Genomic DNA, 17935 nt, shown 5'->3' with positions numbered 1-17935 from the left:
GCTTGAGTTTCATAATTCCAGACTCTGAACTTCATACAATCCCTCTTAATAAAAACCACAATCTTTCTTCTTTTAGCTGTTTAAGCAGGGAATTGAATGATTTTCTGAAAAATGATGCTTTTAATGATCAAAATAATTTGATAAGCAGGACCAGTTTGTGCTTTTGGAAGAACGAACTGGTAGGATTTTTTACTCTTATAGCAGATACAATCGAAGCTAAGGCTGTAATAGACGGACTTGAACATTACGAATACCGCAAGTATCCTGGAGTCAAAATTGCAAGACTTTCGGTAGATTCCAGATTCGAAAGAAGAGGGATAGGTACATACCTATTGCTTGCAGCCATAGGTAAAACATTATCTGTTTGCGATAGTATAATAGGGTGCAGATATATTCTTGTTGATTCCAAAAGAAATTCAATCGGCTTCTATCAACTGAATGAATTCAAACTTGTAGAGAAATACAAAAACCGAGAATTCGTTCCAATGTATCTTAACATGCAGCCGATAATTGCTGAAATGAATACTGAGACTGAAAATTAAAAGTCCTGATTATCCAGATCTTTGTCGTGAATCCTATAATCAGGGAGTTTCTGAATACTTATCAGGCTAAGGGTAACGAACACTTTGTCAAAAATTTATTGTATTCCGAGATTATGGGGCTTTAAACGTAGTTTTTTATTATATTTCTCCCGGTGGGCTGCTCCCCTACACTCCCCCCGTACACTTCTCACCCATCCCCCTCCTCCCCAGATCAATCTTAAAAACATGCTCCGGCCTGAACCCCCTCTCATCATTCAAAACGACCCCACCCCTATAAAACTGAAAATCAGGAAAAACGACAAAGTAAACCACCATCCCCAATTTCAAAAAATAAGCAGGAATCAGTCGCCTGTCCGAATATTTCCGAAACCTGCTCGCCGGAAAAGCGATTTTGTGCCAGCCGAGGTCCAGCCCGCCTCCCCCCCGGGAAAGTTCTTCCCATCGAAGAAATAGACGCATTTTTCCGTAAAGATCGAATAGTCCAACTCTTCCATCCCTTCATACGTGAATACCCTGACAGGTTCCTGCGTCTTTTCGTCCCTGAAGTACACGTCAAAAACGGAGTTTTTGTTCCCCCTGGGCCCGATGTGGCACTCGCTTTCCGAACTGACCCTGCCTGTTATCTGCCTGTTATGACCCGCCGGATGCATAACTGTATTTTTATATTTCAACCGGGGGCTGTCCTTCTCAAATCAGGAAATCAGAACAAAGCCTGAGAAGTGTATTAATAAGTAAATTACCAATTAGTAATTATGCAATTTACAGTTAGGCTTGAGGAATCCGAGGAAGGGGGATATACTGCCCAGTGCCTGGAACTGCCGGCTGCTATCAGTGAGGGCGACACGAAAGAAGAGGCTCTTGAAAACATAAAAGAAGCCATCCAGCTGGTACTTGAAGTGACGAGGGAACAATCCCAGGTACTCGGAGAAGTCACAAAGGTGGATGTACCAATTGCCTAAGCTTCCTTCCCTTTCCGGAAAAAAGGTGATTAGAGCCCTGAGCAGGTTGGGATTTGTTGTCGTCAGGCAGAGAGGAAGCCATGTCGTGCTTCAAAGGGGTGCAGATATGGTAACCGTACCTATGCACGATCCTGTCAAAAAATCCACGCTGAAAAGTATCCTCAAACAGGCTGATGTTACCCTCGAAGATTTTCTGGAACAACTTTAACTCATTTTCAAGAAGTCGTCCGGTGTATAATTTTTTTATTATATTTACCCGGGGCTGCTCTCTTCACTTCTCCGCCTACCGTCCTCTCAAACACCCAGAACCTCGAAAAACCCGGAACTCTTTGCCTCGCTTTTTCACTCTGACAGCCTTCCGGAACCTGTTTTATTAAAAATAGCAAAATTGCCTTTCCCGGTCCTGATCACATAGCAATTCCTGTCCCTCAGCTCTTTCGGCTGCCTGGAGCAGAAGTCGATTGAAAGGCAGCCCGGAGTGGAACCGGGAAGTTTTAAGTTGTGTTTGCTTTCAGATTTCTCTATCTCAATGCGGTCATCAAAAAAGGCGACTCTTATGGGCGCTCCTTTCTGGGAGTAATCGGTATGGACAACGGCATTGATCACCGCTTCACGCAGGAATTTAATGCGGCTTTAGTGCGGCTTATGCGGCTTTAGTGCGGCTTTAGTAAGTCTTTATGTCTTTTTTGTCCCCTTTATGTCCCCATTGTGTCCCGTTTGTCCCCTTTGTAAAATGGACATTCTGTCCCTTAATCTGCATTTCCAGGATCATCATTTCAACATAACTAAAGTCAAGAAACCTCTCAATCTGTTTCCGGAGCTTCTCTTATACGTCTTGTGACCTAATCCAGAAGCAAGTTAGGCCTTTCCAGCATCACTTTCCATTGGAAGATAAGCACTTTATCCGTAACCTGTAACTCGGGCTGTAACTCGGGCCGTAGAAAGGTGGTCTGAAAAGGTTTGCGAAAAGCTTGTTTGAAACTTGAAGATGGGAAGAGCGCTATGCTCATTCAACATCTTCCTGACCCCTTTTGACTATGAATGTTTTACCTTTAGCTGTCAGTCGGTACTTCTGCTTGCTGCTGCGGGGTTTGTCGGGGATTGTCATTTCAATATAATCAAGTTCCAGAAGGTTCTTGATTTGTTTTTTAAGCTCTCCTGATACTGTCTTGTGCCCCAATCCAGAAGCTAGTTCTGCCTTCCCAGCATCATTTTCCATTAAAAGAACGAGCACTTTAGCAGCAAGCGGTGACTCGGGCCGCAACTCGGGCCGCAACTCGGGCCGTAACTCGGGCCGTAACTCGGGCCGTAACTCAACTTCATCTGTAACTGAGCCGGTGGTTTCAACCTCAATGGACTCCGCCAGATTGACAATAAACCTCACTCGCATACCCACTTCAACTATCTCCGGTTCGGGAAGCCCAAGTGCTTCTGCTTCTTTGAACATGCGCCGGACACCGCTTCCCCACTGCTCGATAAGGTCCAGTTCCCTGAATACACGAGCAATAACACGATTGCGTATCTTTGATACGCCCTGTAGCATATCCTCAACCGTCAGACCCGGAAGCAGGATTCCCGGGTTTTCTATCTCAATCCGGTCATCAAAAAAGGCAACCCTGATAGGAGCTCCCATCTGGGAATAATCCGCATGGACAAAAGCATTTACCACAGCCTCCCGGAGGATTGGAAGGGGAATATTCCAGATGTCCCTCCTCCTGAGCTCGGAAAAATCCGCCCCTCGCATGGCGTGCTTTTTGAGAAACTCCATGACCCGTTCAACCGCTACCGGCAGGTGCTCGTGGATCTCAATATGGTCGAAAATGTCAGCTTTGTCCTTCCCTATGAACCTTCCACACTGGACCCAGGCATCCGGAAAGACCATTTCCTTTTCCTCTTTCTTTCCAAACAGCAGCATCCCGCCAACCGTAGGGACCAGGTGCCCCTGGTGTTTGGTGACAAGGCGCAGGGATTCAAGGTCTTTTTTTACCAGCTTACGCTGGCGTTCGAAACAAACTACTGCGGCTTCAAAATCCAGGTCATCCACAATCAGGTCAGGAAGGACCTGTTCATCAAAGGACTTTCCTTCAGCCCCCCGCCTGATTTCTGCAATAAGCTCCCTGTCCGCCTTCCTGTTGGTGGAACCCAGCCGCACATAAACCCCATCAGACGGCCCTTCCTTCTTCAGCCAGTGCGGGCGAGAGCCGCTGGGATAGACCTCCACCCCGAGCAAAGTCTTATCCTCAAAAGCGATCAGCTCCACATTGGGAACCAGCCTCGGCTCAATCCCATCAGCGATCTGGCTGCACAAACGCTCTTCCTCATCCAGGGGGTTTTCAACGCCAATAACCTCTCCTGACCCGTCTTCCACCCCGATGAACAAACGCCCTCCAGAACTGTTAGCAAAAGCTACCAGCGTTTTAAGGATATTTCTGGGAGAGGACAGGTCCCGCTTGAACTCCAGAGTTTTGCCTTCAGGGCTGGAGAGCAGTTGAGCAATTGAGAGAGTCATTCTTCCTCCATTAGGTCAGAATTGCCAGTTTTGTATCGATAAACCCCTATCAGGATTGTTCCTCCTATTTCACCTGCAGAAGATGCAGCTTATCCGATAGCTCCTCAATCAAATTTTTCCTGAATACGAAAGTACCGGATTCTCCACTTCATGACTTCCAGGAGCTTTATTGCAGCAAGTTCCCGCTTTTTCCGGTATGATTAGTGGTTTACAATGTTTATTATTTTTATTGTGGGAAATATAGTCGGGAATCTTACATAGATGCTGCTGCAATCAAAAATAACCAGATGCATAACTCCTTTATTATATTTCTCCCGGCGGCTGCTCCATCACTTCCCCGCCTACCGCCCTCTCCAACACCCAGAACCTCGAAAAACCCGGAACCCTGAGCCTCGATCTCTCACTCTGACAGCCTTCCGGAACCTGTTCTCATCAAAAATAACGAAGTTGCCCTTTCCGGTCCTGATCACATACCAATTCCTGTCCCTCAGCTCTTTTGGCTGCCTGGAGTAAAAGTCGATTGAAAGGTAGCTCGGGGTTGAACCGGACAGTTTCAAGTTGTATTTGCTTTTGTATTCGGAGAAGTTTCGTTCGGAGGAGTAGCCGCGGGGGGAGAGTTCGTGGAGGAATTCGGGGGGAGGGCTGAGTGATTGTAACTCCCGGAAGGTATAACTGTTTAATTATATTTCGCAGGGGGACTGCTCTTTCACTTCCCGACCTACCGTCCTCTTCAACAACCTGAACCAAAAACCCATACCTGTTTTCCTCAAAAATGACGAAGTTGCCTTTTCCGGTCCTGATCACATAGCAATTCCTGTCCCTCAGCTCTTTTGGCTGCCTGGAGTAGAAGTCGATTGAAAGGTAGTTCGGGGTTGGACCGGACAGTTTTAAGTTGTGTTTGTTTTTGTATTCGGAGAAGTTTCGCTCATTGGAGTAGCCGCGGGTGGAGAGTTCGTGGAGGAATTCGGGGGGGAGGGCTGAGTGATTGTTACTTCCGGAAGGTATAAACTGTTTTATTATATTTCGCTGGAGGACTGTTCTTTCACTTCCCCGGAAAACGTTCTTAAAACCCAAAATGACAAAATTGCATTTTCTGATCCAAGCCCGCATAAAGTGAGTAGTGAAGAGTATTGGGTTATTGCGATAGAATTTGTTTGCCAAAATTTTTATTAAATTTGTTATATGTACTTATACTAAGAGCCTATCCGAAAAGTGTTCTGATTTACTACAACTTTTACAATTGGCAAGATGCACAATGTAACTGATACTTGATTTATGACTCCTTGCAACTTCTACAACATGCCATTATTGACTTTTCGGATAGGTTCTAAATACCTTCCTTTTTCAAAATATTAAGAACTGTTCAGTTATTACTTATCTACATACTAGAAAACTTAATTAATTAAAACATCATCTTGTACAATATATTCAGAAAGCTTATGATAATTTAACAAGTTCAGTAACCATAAATAAATCTAAAAGTTCGAAAATAGTTCCAGCAAGGTGTTTTCGTGGCAAAAGCTGAAGAAAAATCCATTGAACAATATGATCATCTGGGTAAAGAAAGGGCAAACAATCCTCCTGTCGGGTTAGTTACTCCAAAAACCGATCCAGATACCGGTGAAATGAAAAAGTATGAGTACGACCCACATCTTGACCCTCAACTTCAGTGGGCAGGAAAGACCGAACACACTTCTTTTGACGTTCCTACAGTTTCACTTCACGTACATGAAAGAATCGATCCGAAAACAATTGTAGAATCTGCAAAAAAAGGAAAAAAGTTGGTTCAAGCCTCACTTTTTGATGTTTACGATAGACCCCTAAGGGAAGCAATTGAATTTTACAAACACAAAGAAGGCTGGACAAATCGCTTGATAGCTGGCGATAGTTTGCTTGTTATGAACTCCTTGCTGGAAAAAGAGGGTATGGGTGGCCAGGTCCAAACGATTTACATAGATCCTCCATATGGAATCAAATATGGATCTAACTTCCAACCTTTCGTAAACAAAAGAGATGTTAAAGACGGAAAAGATGAAGATTTAACAAGCGAACCTGAGATGATCAAAGCTTTTAGGGACACATGGGAGTTGGGTATTCATTCTTATCTTACTTACATGCGAGATAGGTTGCTGTTGGCAAGGGAATTACTGCATGAAAGCGGTAGCGTATTTGTACAGATTTCCGATGAAAATGTGCATCATGTGCGTGAATTGATGGATGAAGTCTTTGGACTGAATAATTTTGTTGGTCAGATCGCATTTCAGAAAACAGGTGGTTTTTCAACAAATTATATTCCATCAAAAGCTGACTATATTATTTGGTATTCCAAGGATAAATTGAAAGTGAAATACAGACCACTATTCATTGATATGCCTGAACCCCCATATGATGATCCTAATTATGTATGGATAGAGTTAGAAAATGGATCAATTCGACGAATGACCCCAGAAGAAAGACGTCGTGAACAACCAATACCGAAAAAAGCTAGAATATTTCGACATGGACCACTTCAGTCTGATGGGAAATCAAAAAGCCCACAGGAATTTAAATTTGAGGGAGATATTTTTGTACCAAATCCCAATTGCCATTGGAAAACTACGGTTGAAGGTCTAAATCGTCTTGCTTCAGCCAATAAAATTCTAAGATCGGGTAAAAATATTGCTTATAAGCTCTATTGGGATAACTTTCCAGTAAGAAAATTGGATAATATATGGTTGGATACTCAATCCGGTGGATTCAATGATCCGAAAATTTATGTTGTACAGACAACAAATAAGACTATTCAGCGCTGTCTTTTAATGAGTACTGACCCAGGAGATCTTGTTCTCGATATCACCTGTGGATCTGGAACCACAGCCTATGTAGCTGAACAATGGGGTCGTCGATGGATCACATGTGATACATCTCGTGTTGCACTTACCCTTGCCAAGCAAAGGTTAATGATAGCTAATTTTGATTACTATCAACTTGCTCATCCTGACGAAGGTGTGGGTAGTGGTTTTTTATACAAAACTGTTCCGCATATCACACTTAAATCCATCGCTAATAATGAAACTGCCCAAGAGGAAACTCTTTACGATCTACCTTTGATAGACAAAAAGAAGAACCGTGTTACAGGCCCTTTCACAGTAGAAGCTGTGCCTTCACTAACAGCCAAATCTTTAGAGGAAATAGAGCAAGAAAATAGTGGATTTGGTGTAAGTATATCTCGTTCAGGTGAAACATTAAGACAGGAAGAATGGAGAGATGAACTGCTTCGAACGGGAATAAGAGCTAAAAGCGGGAATATGATTAAGTTTTCCAGAGTTGAACCACTTTCGGGTACGCGCTACATCCAGGCTGAGGGAGAAACAAAAGAGGGGAAGCCGAAAAAGGTGCTTATTGTATTCGGTCCGGAACATGCTCCTCTTGAGCAACGCACAGTAGAAAATGCCTGGCAGGAGGCAAGAGCATTAGAGCCAGATATACTTCTTTTCTGTGCCTTCCAGTTTGAAGAAGAAGCCGCAAAAGATATCGATGAAATGAATCCGGAAATTGCAGGAATGTATCTCCTGAAGGCACAGATGAATTCAGACCTCTTTACAGAAGATTTGAAGAAGAAGAGATCTGGTAATGAAAGTTTCTGGCTTATTGGCCAACCAGAGGTAAAGCTTCGGTATATTTCCGAAGGGGAAGAGGCGGGAAAATACGAAGTAGAAGTTCTCGGTTTTGATTACTACAACCCCAAAACTGGAGATGTGGAAAGTGGGGGTAAAGGAAATATATCTATGTGGATGCTGGATACAGATTATGATGAACGTAGTCTTTTCCCTTCACAGGTCTTTTTACCAATGGCAGGAGCAAAGGATGGATGGGCAAAGCTCGCCAAAAACCTAAAAGCTGAGGTTGATACTGAGAAATTAGAAAAATTCAGGGATACTGTATCAATACCCTTCGAAAAAGGTCGAAATGGAAAGATTGCAGTGAAGATCATCGATGACCGTGGAATCGAAAGTTTGAGGGTGCTTAAACTGTAAGGTGGAATCGGTCATGGAAAGAAGAAAGGTTATTGACAAACTCATTATAAATGGTCCCTTTGAAGAGCCGAAGCAGCATTGGTTTTACGACCGTGAGAGACGGCTTTTTGAGAAAAGAGATGGTAGAAGACCTGCTGGTTACCTAATAGCCACTCCTGGAAGTAAATCCTTCGATGATCCAGGAATTTTTGTAAAGATAAAACTCGTTGAAGAAATACGTAAAAGGGTGAAATCCTGGGAGAATAGCGATTACCCTGGAGTAACCGGAGTAACAAAAAGGCTGTTGAGGTACTGGCAAGATCATGAAGAGCATATTCATAATCCTTTTTTCTTCTGTCAGCTCGAAGCCATTAAAACATTAATCTGGCTTACTGAAGCTCCAGATTCAGAAAAAGTAGGGATAAAAATCCCTTCGGATGGTGGGGACTTTTCTCGCTGGTGTAACAAGATGGCTACTGGCACTGGAAAAACTGTGGTGATGGCAATGCTCATTGCCTGGCAGGTGTTAAATAAAGTAGCCAACCCTAAGGATACAAGATTTTCTAAAAATATCTTGGTAGTAGCTCCTGGCATAACTGTTAAGAGCCGTCTTTCTGTACTCAATCCAAATGAACCTAATAACTATTACGAAGAATTCAACATTGTCCCCTCAGGTCTGATTGAGAAATTGAGGCAGGGTAAAATCAAAATTATAAACTGGCACAAACTTGCCTGGGAAAGCGAAGAAAGAATCGCAAAAAGGAAAAGTGTCGATAAGCGAGGGGCAAAAAGTGATGAAGCTTATGTTCGAGAAGTTCTTGGGGAACTGAAAAATTCCCGAAATATTGTTGTCATAAATGACGAAGCACATCATGCATGGCGTATTCCTGCTGAAAGCAAAGTAAAAGGGGTTAAAAAAGAAGATATCGAAGAGAGCACAATTTGGATTGGTGGGCTGGATAGAATCAACCGTAAGCGGGGCATCCTTCGTTGTTTTGACTTTTCAGCAACTCCTTTTGCCCCATCGGGAAAAAAAGCGTCTGAAGAAGCACTTTTTGGATGGATTGTAAGTGATTTTGGTTTAAACGATGCAATAGAATCGGGACTAGTAAAAACTCCGCGAGTAGTTATCCGGGATAACAGCATAAAAACTGAAGAGCTGAAATCCCGTTTATACCACATCTATGCGGATCCTAATGTTAAAGATGATCTCAACTCAAAAAAAGAAGAAACGGCTCCTTTTCACGATCTTGTAACTAACGCCTATTACCTTCTGGGCAAGGACTGGTTAAAAACTAAAGAACAGTGGGGAGAAATGGGTCATAAGGTTCCTCCGGTTATGATAACTGTTGCAAATCGAACGGAAACTTCTGCCAGAATCAAATACGCTTTTGACCATAATGAAATTCATATTCCTGAACTGTGTGACCCTGAAAAAACACTCTTGATTGATAGTAAAGTTTTGAAGGAAGCTGAAAGTAAAGAAGAAAACTTTGATTTTTATCCGGATAAAAATGATGAAGAGGTCAAGTTAACTAAACAGCAGCAAGCTGAGCTCCTACGATTGAAAGTAGATACAATAGGAAAAATCGGGGAACCAGGAGAACAAATACATAACATAATATCGGTTGGTATGCTTTCTGAAGGCTGGGACGCAAAAACAGTGACTCATATCATGGGCTTACGTGCTTTTTCAAGTCAGCTATTATGTGAACAGGTTGTAGGCAGAGGTCTCAGGCGAACTTCTTATGAGATAGATGACGACGGTTTCTTTGAGCCTGACTATGTGAACATTTTTGGAGTACCATTCACTTTTCTTCCTCATGAAGGAGGCGAGGGGATTCCAAAACCGACAAAGCCAAGAACAGCAATTGAGCCTGTAAAAGAAAAGCAAAACTATGAAATTTCTTGGCCAAACGTACTCAGAATAGACCACGTGTATCGCCCAATTTTGGAACTTGATATGGAGAAAGTAACTCCAATAGTACTGGACCCTTATGAAAGTATAACCCAAGCTGAAATGGCTGCAATTATTGCAAGTAAACCTAGCCTTGCAGCAATGTCTGAAATCGATTTACAGGAAATAGCCGATAAGTTTCGAACCCAGACAATCATATTTGAAACGGCAAAAAGAATATTCAATAGTGAACGAGGTGGCTTGAAAGGGAACAAGGATTTTTTCCTTGCCCAGCTAATAAAGATAACAAGTGACTTTATTAAAAGCGAAAAAATAGTGATTAGTAGCCGTTACTTTAGGGAAAATGAATTGAAAAGAAGGGTTTTGATCACAATAAATACCAACAAAATTGTGCAACATATTTGGAGTGCAATTCGTGCGGAAAATACGGAAAAATTGGTGCCTATTTTTGATAAAGAAAACCCTATTAGGTCAACTGGCCAAATGCGTACATGGCATACAACTAAACCTTGTGAACACACAGAAAAATCTCATATTAATCTTATTGTCGTGGATAGCACCTGGGAAGCATCCGAAGCCTACACATTGGATAAACACCCTTCAGTGGATTCTTGGGTAAAAAATGATCATGTCAGTTTTACCATCTCGTATAACTACCAGGGAATTATCAGAAAATACTACCCAGATTTTATAATTAAGCTGGCAAATGGAGAATTTTTGATACTTGAAACTAAAGGTCAAGATAATGACCAGAGCAGAACCAAGAGAGCTTTCTTAAAAGAATGGGTTAAAGCGGTAAATAATCACGGTGGATTTGGAAAATGGCATGAAGATATTTCACATTATCCATCAGATGTGGAAGACATAATTGAAAAATATTGTTCTTATCCACAACCCTGATTTTAAATGATTGTTACAAAATAAGGTGAGTGCATGTGGTTGCACGATATAGCATTCAGACTGAAAAAGCGGCTGAGGATCACTTGCAGGTAGAGAGTCTAAAAAATATAAAAAGAGAGTCATGATACCCATATAGGCCAATTTAAGCCGGATTTTTAACTTCACACATTAGTTCAGTCAGAAAACATTGTTGCTGTGCAATTTACTAATTCTTCTTTTTCATTATATTCAAGGAAAAGCCGTTTGCTACCGCAAACGGAACTGCTGCCGAAAACTCCCAACCACTGAGGGCCGCATCTTTAGAATCAGTAAAACAAAAAAATGCAACCTTATTTCCAATAACCCATCCAAAATCCGGGCGGCCATAACACTAACTTAAACCATTACTCCAACTCAATCTTCTCCCCATTTGGCAAGCTAAAAGCAAAGTACTTCTGATAGATAATAGAAACCAGGATAAAACCGGAACATAACCGGATTCTAACAGACAGTTGAAAAACAAACAGTTGAAAAACTGGGTAACAATTGATAAGAAATGGAAATAGAAGGTTTCATAATGACCGAAAAAACCAGCTACACATCCTATGACAAGCTCGTCCGCGACAAAATCCCGGAAATCATAAGAAGCTCAAACAGGGTTCCGGAGTGCGAAATTCTTGATGAGGATGAGGAATACCCGCAGTATCTTATAAGAAAACTCTATGAGGAAGTCCTGGAGTTCATGGAAGAGCCGTGTGTTGAGGAGCTGGCGGACATAAGGGAAGTTGTTGATGCGCTTTCCCGGGTCACAGGGTTTGAAAGGGTTGAGCAAATCCAGGAGAAGAAGAGGGAAGAGAGAGGCGGTTTTGAGAAGAGGATATTGCTTACCGGGGTTTATGAGGACGAGGGAGAATAAAAACTTCGGCTCCGTAGAGCTATTCTGCTTCTGGACTGAAGGTTGTGCGGGGGAGTGGGTGAGCCCGCCGCCGGGGAAATATAAAAATAGAGTTATAGTAAGTCCTCTTGAGGGAGCGCAGCGAGCGAAAAGGACCCCGTGCTGTTGCACTTGCAGTGCAACTCCCAGAAAATCTCCGATTTTCTGTGATCCCGAAGCGGAACTCGGGAGGCGGAACTCGGGTGATTCAACATTCGTTCCAGGCTTCGTCATATTCGTTATCCCAGAAGGAGGCTAAGGAGTCCTCGGTAATGGTTCTCCTGCTTTCAAAAGCCTGAACTTTCAGTTTCAATTCCCGGATCTCAGGGGGCAGGTAATCAGTGACGTCTCCTTTCGTGTAACTTATTTTTGTACTTACCTGCAGGCTCTCAGACGTTTCGAAGACTAAGTCTTTATCCAGTATGGTTCGATAAACCTTGTTTTCATGACTCACTTTTCGAGGCTTTTTCATCTTGTTTCATGATAGGTTATAAACTCAATTCTATATAAGGAATAAGATCAAGAAGAAGCACCGGACTGTAATGCGGAGGACCAGGGTTTAAAGAGGGAGCGAGGAGAGAAGGCGAGAGGAGAAAAGACCCTGGTTTATTGGGCGGGTTTAATGGTGATTCCGGTCCGCCGGTTAGCTGCTCAGTATCGGGAAAACAGGGTCCTCACCGTTTGCGTCAGCAAACGGCCTTTCCCGAATTTATGAAAAAAGGATTGAAAGAATAGAGTGGCATTGTTAGCCTTTACTTTTATTCAACTAACCTGCCTTTATTTCAATTTACTAGATGGCATAATACCCAGTATCGATATTATGGGGGGTTTGGATGCGCCTGCCACCTGCTAAATATAAAAATAGAGTTGTATATTTCCTCTTGATTGGAACGAAAACGCCTCTTTACCATCGAATCTTTCCATCAAATCTTTACCGCCGATCTTAAAAATCCTCACAGTTACCCAAATTCAGCTCCCTGATCGACCTTTCAACAGCTTTTTCAAGCACCGGAGCATCGTTTATTGCGGCATCCCAAACATGGTCATAATCCACATCAAAATAAGCGGATCTCAGGCGGTCTCCCATTCCTGCCATACCCTCCCAATCTACTTCCGGAGCCTTTGACCGTATATCGGCAGAAACGGATTTTGCGGCTTTACCTATGATCTCCAGCTGGAGTACGACTGCATCCTTTGTTAGATTGTCATCCAAAAAAGTGTCCCTGTCCATCCATTCGGTAAACTCTTTTATACTTCTGGAAGCTTTGAGCATCTCGCACAGGTAAAGCAGAGGTGATTTTATGCCCCCGGTAGCTCCCTTTAATATATCAGCCTTAACTATCGGGTTTATGCCCCTTTCCGAAACAACATCCACCGGGACTCCAAACAGCTCCTCAAGATAGGACTCAAGCCCTGTAAGGTCAAAAAGGCTTGCTCCTTCCCCTAAGCTCACCAGGACATCAATATCGCTTCCCTCTTTTTCTTCCCCACGTGCGTATGAACCGAAAATGTCTGTGATTTCTGCATTGAATTCCCTTTTTATCTCAGCCTTTCTTTCTGCGATAAGGAGCCGGATCCGGTTAAGGTCAAGGGGTGTTTCTTTCGTATTCATGGCATCGGTCCTGCATTTTTGAAGATTTCCGATCGTATAATGTACAGTATGGGAGCTGTACAATATATACGCCTCTGCCGTAGAAGTCGGTGACAATTCTTAATTTTCGTCTTCTTCTTCATTTACTTCATTTTCCAGGAAAAGCCGCAAAGCTTCGCTTTGCGTGGCTGATGTCGGGTCTAAGAAATCGTGAGGGCCGCGGTTTCTGAGTAAGCAAAACAAAAAAGCACCCCCATCCCCGAAGAAAATCGTCATAAAACTTTGGCGGCCAGAATACTGATTTTAATCCTCAATTCGGTTAGCCTTCGCCCTTATCCCCGTCAACCTGCAAACCCCCTGCTCAAGTTCCACCTCGAACTCCTCCACTTCCCCTCTCTCCCTGCAAAACTCCACAAGCTCAAGCATATGCCCGAGCCCTTTGCTCGCCCCGGCGTTCTTCAGGAGGTCAAGGGGAGGTTCCAGTAAGGGGCGCGGGAGGAAGACCACGCATTTTGCTTTTGCCCTGGTTATCGAGACGTTCAGCCTGTTCAGGCTGTAGATGAACTCGGCTTCGTTCATTGCGGTATCGATATCGCTGACCCCGTAGCTAACTATCACGGCTTCGGCTTCCTGCCCCTGGGTCTTGTCAACCGTGTCCACGAAGGGGCGGTGCTGCCAGTTTCGCAATTTGCCGAGGTGGTCCCGGATCGTGCGGATCTGGGCGCGGTGGGGGCTTACGATAAATAAGCCATGTTTCCAAAAATCGGAGTCTCCTTCCCCGGAGTCCGGGTAAGGGGTGCCGGGCTCATCCCTGGACAGGGTCTGCCGAAGGGATACGGCGAGTTTTGCGACCAGTTCGGCTTCGATCTCGTTTTCTATCGAAGCCCGGGTGTTTTCAAGAATTACCACGCTTAAAGGGTATTCAGGGTCAAGGACCCAATTTATGAATTCGGGCTCTGGTTCGGATTCGGGTGCGGAGTTGGGTGCGGAGTCCGGTTCCGGGTTTTGTTCTGATTCTGATTTTGCTGATGTTTTCTCGACACCTTTTGTCGAGCCCGGCGGCAGGAGTTTGAGCTTCTGCTTTGCGATCCCTTCGTTTGCCGGCCTGTAATCTTTGCCGTAGAGGGCTGCTGCCGGAAAGCCGGACAGCGTCTCGTTCATCCTCCAGTTTTCAAGGAGCTGGCAGGTGTACCTGGGGTCCGGGATGCTGTCCCTGAGGCGGAGGTAGGAGAAGATGGAGTCGTACAGGCCGGGTAAGCCGTCTTCGGGCTCAGGGTAGTCGCCGGCTATGATGGGCGGGAGCTGCAAATCGTCTCCTGCAAGGATGAGCCGTTTTCCTTCGTCCAGGACAGACATGCCAAGAGCCAGTTCTGAGGGCTTCATCTGGGAGGCTTCGTCAACTATGAGGAGGTCAATGGGGTCGCATTTCTGTTTTATTTTGTTGAAGCTGTTGACCGTCCCCCCCAGGACCAGGAAGGGACAGGCGCTCTTTTCCTGGATATCGTACTCGGAGAGGACTTTTAAAGCCTCCCGGGCTTTCTGGGTCTTTATGTCCTTCAATTTGTAAATCTCAAGTCCTTTTCCTTTTCGTTCTTCTATTCCCTTCCCTTCTCCTTCTCCTTCTCCTTCTCCTTCTCCTTCTTCTTCTCCTTCTCCGGAACCCTCTACAAGCCCCTCTTCCTCAGCGAATTCCCGGACCCTCAGCAGCAGGTTTTCGATTGCGGCGTGGGTAAATGCCGTTATCCCAACGTGGATAGTTTCCCCGGCTTCCATTTTTGCCCGGACAAGGTCCAGAAGGGCTTTTGCCAGGAAATGGGTCTTTCCGGTCCCAGGGGGTCCCCAGATAAGGGTCAGGCGTTTTTCCAGCATGTGGATGAAGGCTTTTTGCTGGCTCGGGGTAAAGCCCGAGTTTTGGGCATGTTTCAGGGCAGCAGTGCGGACCCTGTCGGTTTCCCGGGTGGGGATTGAAAAGCCCCGGGGGTCCCTCAAAAGCCGGATAAAGTCGTGTTCCAGTTGCTCGTCAAGCTCGGTGAGCCGGGAAATTATCCGTTCCGAGGAAAAGTCCGTGAACCTCGGGTGAAGGACTGCCTCGTCTCCGGTCTTGAAAAAGCTCTGTTTGGACACTGGTTTGGGTGCTGAGTTGGCTGATGGATCAGAAACTGACATTTCTTTATCTTTAGAAAAACCCAGCTGGTCCTCATTATAATAGACCTCAAGGAAAAACCCCATTATCTTCCCGGTTTTTTCGTTTTCGACCTTCTTGTTGACCATTGCAAAGCAGACTTTGCTCCTGCCGGGGTTCCGCAGATTGGTCCGGTATCTGTAATCTTCAAAGCTGACCTGGGCTTTTTCCCCGGCTTCTCCCTTCGGGACCAGGATGTAGCCAAAGTTTTCGTTCTGTTCGAAGAGGCTTGAGTCCAGGTCACAGTTGACTTTCCAGAGGTTCTGTTCCAGGTACTGGACAGGAATACTGATCCCTTCCTTCACCCTTTCCGAAAAAGGAAGGCTTCGCCTCTCCCTGATCTCCTGGTTCCTCAGGTAAGACTCATAGCGGGTAATGAAAACCATCCTGGAAACTTCCGGGTAGTTGTACCTCCGGGACGCAGGAATCCGGAATTTGGGAGGCCACCTGACCAGGGAGTCCCGGGTTTTTTCCCGGAGCCCGTCAAGGACGCTGCTCGCTGCAAGGAGCCGCATCGAAAGTTCCTTTTCGATCCAGCCAGCCGCTTCAACCTTCTTCCTCTCCCATGCCATCGAGATTGCGTCACTCTTAAGCGCATTGCCGTGCTCGAACCAGAACAGGTCCCCAGGGTCAAGCTTAAAATCGAAATCGGCTTTCGGCAAAGCCTCCGTCACCTCGGGAAGCCGGAGGGAAAAGGGGATCGGCAAACATACCAGCTTCCGGATCTCCTCGGTCAGCACAACAAGCGGGAACGATACTTTTGCAAAAGGGTGCTGCTTTTCCCCGAACAACGAAGGGTCCTGATAGTAGAATAAGAGTTCAAGGGCAACCGGTGCCAGTTCCGGGATTTTTACCGCTTCCCGGAGGAGTTCCCTGAACAAAGAGGCTTCGTAGCTGTCATAAACGTATGTCTGCAGGGACTTTTGTTCCTTCCATTTCAGGGTTTCATTAGCTTCAGAGGATTCGTTGGCAGCGGGTTCGTTTGCAGTGGATTCATTAGTTTTATTAGCTTCATTGCCAGTGGATTCGTTACTGGTGGCTCCGTTGGCTCCGTTGGCTTCATTATAAGCTTCGTTATAATCATGCAGAATTTTCAGCTCGTCAAATAAATCCAGCAGGAATCTCCGCTGTATCTCTTCACATTTTTCAGGGCTTTCCGCCACATAAATCCTTTCGTTTACCGGACTTCCGTAAACGGCTTTCCCCTTGAAGCGCCGAAAACCCGCCGAGTAAATCTTGCCCGAAACCGGGTCTCTCTGCAGGGTGAGAAAAAGGCTTACGTCCTCATTTTTAGGCAGCGGAAGGGAAACTCCCCTGTTAAGCACGACCTCCTTTTCCTTCAGAGCCCGGAGAGTGTTTCGCAAAAACTCCCCTTTCCCACGCAAAGAGCCGCACCTGTCCAGGATTTCTTCAACCTTTCCGGTTCCCTCGGCACCTTCAGAACCTTCGACACCTTTTGTGTCCTTGCTTCCCTCGCTTCCCCCGGCTTCAAGAAAAGCCTCCAGTTCGGACAGGGTGTTTATCGACGTCTTGCTGTCCCACTCCGCCTCCCGGAGATATTCCCTCCCGCTTACCGAAAGGTAAGGGATAAGGGAGACTGAACCGCTTTTTTCAGCCTCTTCCCTGCAGTGCCTGTAAAAATCGCATAACTCGCAGCGGTGATAAACGTGCCAGGGCACATCTTCGAGAGGTTCTGTAAGGATTTTTGGCAGGCGGTACCTCAAAAATTCCTCGATAATCCTGATATTGAAATTCAGCTTAAAAAGTTCCGGCTCATCCTGCCCGTAAAGCCAGATGCCTGCCTGATCCATGTCCACCTGCATATCAATGCCGTTTTCCTCCAGCACCTCTCTGAGCATCAGGGCATATAACGTAGCCTGGATACGGTGGCTCGAACTCAGTTCGTCACTGGCTTTTACATCGATTACCTGGAGGCAGAGCTCACCGGACCCGCCTGGCTTGCCTGGGCTGGTCGGGTCCTTTGAGTCCATCGGCTCCTTCTTAACAACCCGCACCAGGTCAGGCCTACAAGCCGAAAACCTGCACAGCTCAGGGGATAAATTGTACTTCCGATAAAACCGGGGCGGGACTAAAAGCGTAGGCTGGTAGACTGCATCCCCTTTTTTCAAGCTCCTGAAAATTTCCAGGCTTTCCTTTACGGAATGAGCCCTCTCATGAAGAGCCCCCTCGCCTTCAGGGATCAGTAAATTGTCCTTCAGTTTTTCAAGGACCACAAGCTCTTCCCACCGGTTCCCCGCCTCCAGAAGAGCTTTCGTAGCCGGGCTCTGGTCCGGCCTGACCTCCGGGATCCCGGATCGGGCCCTTTCCTGCAGGGGTGTCGAATTGTAGCGGAGATAGCGCTCACAGTTGTGGTAAAAAAATCTGGCTATTAGCGAAGGGCTCAGTCTGTGTTTTATCATCAAATC

Annotated in this window: 14 protein-coding genes; 6 read left to right on the top strand and 8 right to left on the bottom strand. The window is 45.3% G+C overall.

Features of this window, described 5'->3' with window-relative positions; translation table 11 throughout:
• Positions 1-2 precede the first annotated feature (2 nt).
• Entirely contained in the window at positions 3-542 is a 540-nt protein-coding gene (locus MSMTP_RS08175; protein ID WP_048178584.1) for a GNAT family N-acetyltransferase, read from the top strand.
• Positions 543-883: 341 nt separating this feature from the next.
• Here MSMTP_RS08175 and MSMTP_RS08170 read toward each other — a convergent pair whose 3' ends face one another.
• Entirely contained in the window at positions 884-1192 is a 309-nt protein-coding gene (locus MSMTP_RS08170) for a hypothetical protein (RefSeq protein ID WP_048178583.1), read from the bottom strand.
• Between the two features lie 102 nt (positions 1193-1294).
• Between MSMTP_RS08170 and MSMTP_RS08165 the strand changes: the two genes are divergently transcribed.
• Both MSMTP_RS08165 and MSMTP_RS08160 read left to right on the top strand, forming a co-directional pair.
• Positions 1295-1501, top strand: a complete 207-nt coding sequence (locus MSMTP_RS08165) for a type II toxin-antitoxin system HicB family antitoxin (protein WP_048178582.1) — start codon at positions 1295-1297, stop codon at positions 1499-1501.
• A complete protein-coding gene (locus MSMTP_RS08160; RefSeq protein WP_048178581.1) occupies positions 1494-1709 on the top strand; it encodes a type II toxin-antitoxin system HicA family toxin in 216 nt (71 codons plus the stop codon). The genes MSMTP_RS08165 and MSMTP_RS08160 overlap by 8 nt, the downstream gene beginning before the upstream one ends.
• 134 nt (positions 1710-1843) lie before the next feature.
• Here the strand turns inward: MSMTP_RS08160 and MSMTP_RS19960 are convergent, their stop codons facing one another.
• From MSMTP_RS19960 to MSMTP_RS08145, 3 genes are all read right to left on the bottom strand, one after another.
• The gene (locus MSMTP_RS19960) at positions 1844-2107 is read right to left on the bottom strand and encodes a hypothetical protein (protein ID WP_048178580.1); all 264 of its coding nucleotides are present in this window, start codon (positions 2105-2107) and stop codon (positions 1844-1846) included.
• A gap of 400 nt (positions 2108-2507) precedes the next feature.
• Positions 2508-4010 (bottom strand): helix-turn-helix domain-containing protein, encoded by a 1503-nt coding sequence (locus MSMTP_RS08150; protein ID WP_048178579.1) that lies wholly within the window; start codon positions 4008-4010, stop codon positions 2508-2510.
• A 432-nt stretch (positions 4011-4442) separates the two neighbouring features.
• Positions 4443-5171 (bottom strand): hypothetical protein, encoded by a 729-nt coding sequence (locus tag MSMTP_RS08145; RefSeq protein WP_156153745.1) that lies wholly within the window; start codon positions 5169-5171, stop codon positions 4443-4445.
• Positions 5172-5521: 350 nt separating this feature from the next.
• On the opposite strand from MSMTP_RS08145, the gene MSMTP_RS08140 reads away from it, so the two are divergent.
• From MSMTP_RS08140 to MSMTP_RS08130, 3 genes are all read left to right on the top strand, one after another.
• Entirely contained in the window at positions 5522-8026 is a 2505-nt protein-coding gene (locus tag MSMTP_RS08140; RefSeq protein ID WP_048178577.1) for a site-specific DNA-methyltransferase, read from the top strand.
• Positions 8027-8039: 13 nt separating this feature from the next.
• On the top strand, positions 8040-10823 hold the full coding sequence (locus MSMTP_RS08135; RefSeq protein WP_048178576.1) for a BPTD_3080 family restriction endonuclease: 2784 nt from the start codon (positions 8040-8042) through the stop codon (positions 10821-10823).
• A 556-nt stretch (positions 10824-11379) separates the two neighbouring features.
• Complete coding sequence (locus tag MSMTP_RS08130) at positions 11380-11718, top strand: nucleoside triphosphate pyrophosphohydrolase (protein WP_048183081.1); 339 nt, start codon at positions 11380-11382, stop codon at positions 11716-11718.
• 226 nt (positions 11719-11944) lie between these two features.
• Here MSMTP_RS08130 and MSMTP_RS08125 read toward each other — a convergent pair whose 3' ends face one another.
• The 4 genes from MSMTP_RS08125 to MSMTP_RS08110 form a co-directional block, all read right to left on the bottom strand.
• Positions 11945-12208, bottom strand: a complete 264-nt coding sequence (locus tag MSMTP_RS08125) for a hypothetical protein (RefSeq protein WP_048178575.1) — start codon at positions 12206-12208, stop codon at positions 11945-11947.
• Positions 12209-12679: 471 nt separating this feature from the next.
• Positions 12680-13348, bottom strand: a complete 669-nt coding sequence (locus MSMTP_RS19955) for a HepT-like ribonuclease domain-containing protein (RefSeq protein ID WP_231582968.1) — start codon at positions 13346-13348, stop codon at positions 12680-12682.
• Positions 13349-13447: 99 nt separating this feature from the next.
• A complete protein-coding gene (locus tag MSMTP_RS20190; RefSeq protein WP_255351025.1) occupies positions 13448-13570 on the bottom strand; it encodes a hypothetical protein in 123 nt (40 codons plus the stop codon).
• 60 nt (positions 13571-13630) lie between these two features.
• Entirely contained in the window at positions 13631-17929 is a 4299-nt protein-coding gene (locus MSMTP_RS08110; RefSeq protein WP_052718326.1) for a bifunctional RecB family nuclease/DEAD/DEAH box helicase, read from the bottom strand.
• Between the last annotated feature and the right edge of the window lie 6 nt (positions 17930-17935).

Origin of the sequence: Methanosarcina sp. MTP4, assembly GCF_000970045.1 — an archaeon.
GTDB lineage: Archaea > Halobacteriota > Methanosarcinia > Methanosarcinales > Methanosarcinaceae > MTP4.
Note: the sequence above shows the minus strand (reverse complement) of the source record. Positions and strands in the feature narration are given on the sequence as shown.

Excerpts from the sequence above, each read along its gene's own strand:
- MSMTP_RS08110 (WP_052718326.1), bottom strand. The coding sequence starts at position 17,929 with ATGATAAAACACAGACTGAGCCCTTCGCTAATAGCCAGATTTTTTTAC.
- MSMTP_RS08135 (WP_048178576.1), top strand. The coding sequence starts at position 8,040 with ATGGAAAGAAGAAAGGTTATTGACAAACTCATTATAAATGGTCCCTTT.
- MSMTP_RS08170 (WP_048178583.1), bottom strand. The coding sequence starts at position 1,192 with ATGCATCCGGCGGGTCATAACAGGCAGATAACAGGCAGGGTCAGTTCG.
- MSMTP_RS08125 (WP_048178575.1), bottom strand. The coding sequence starts at position 12,208 with ATGAAAAAGCCTCGAAAAGTGAGTCATGAAAACAAGGTTTATCGAACC.
- MSMTP_RS08165 (WP_048178582.1), top strand. The coding sequence starts at position 1,295 with ATGCAATTTACAGTTAGGCTTGAGGAATCCGAGGAAGGGGGATATACT.
- MSMTP_RS08130 (WP_048183081.1), top strand. The coding sequence starts at position 11,380 with ATGACCGAAAAAACCAGCTACACATCCTATGACAAGCTCGTCCGCGAC.
- MSMTP_RS08150 (WP_048178579.1), bottom strand. The coding sequence starts at position 4,010 with ATGACTCTCTCAATTGCTCAACTGCTCTCCAGCCCTGAAGGCAAAACT.
- MSMTP_RS19955 (WP_231582968.1), bottom strand. The coding sequence starts at position 13,348 with ATGAATACGAAAGAAACACCCCTTGACCTTAACCGGATCCGGCTCCTT.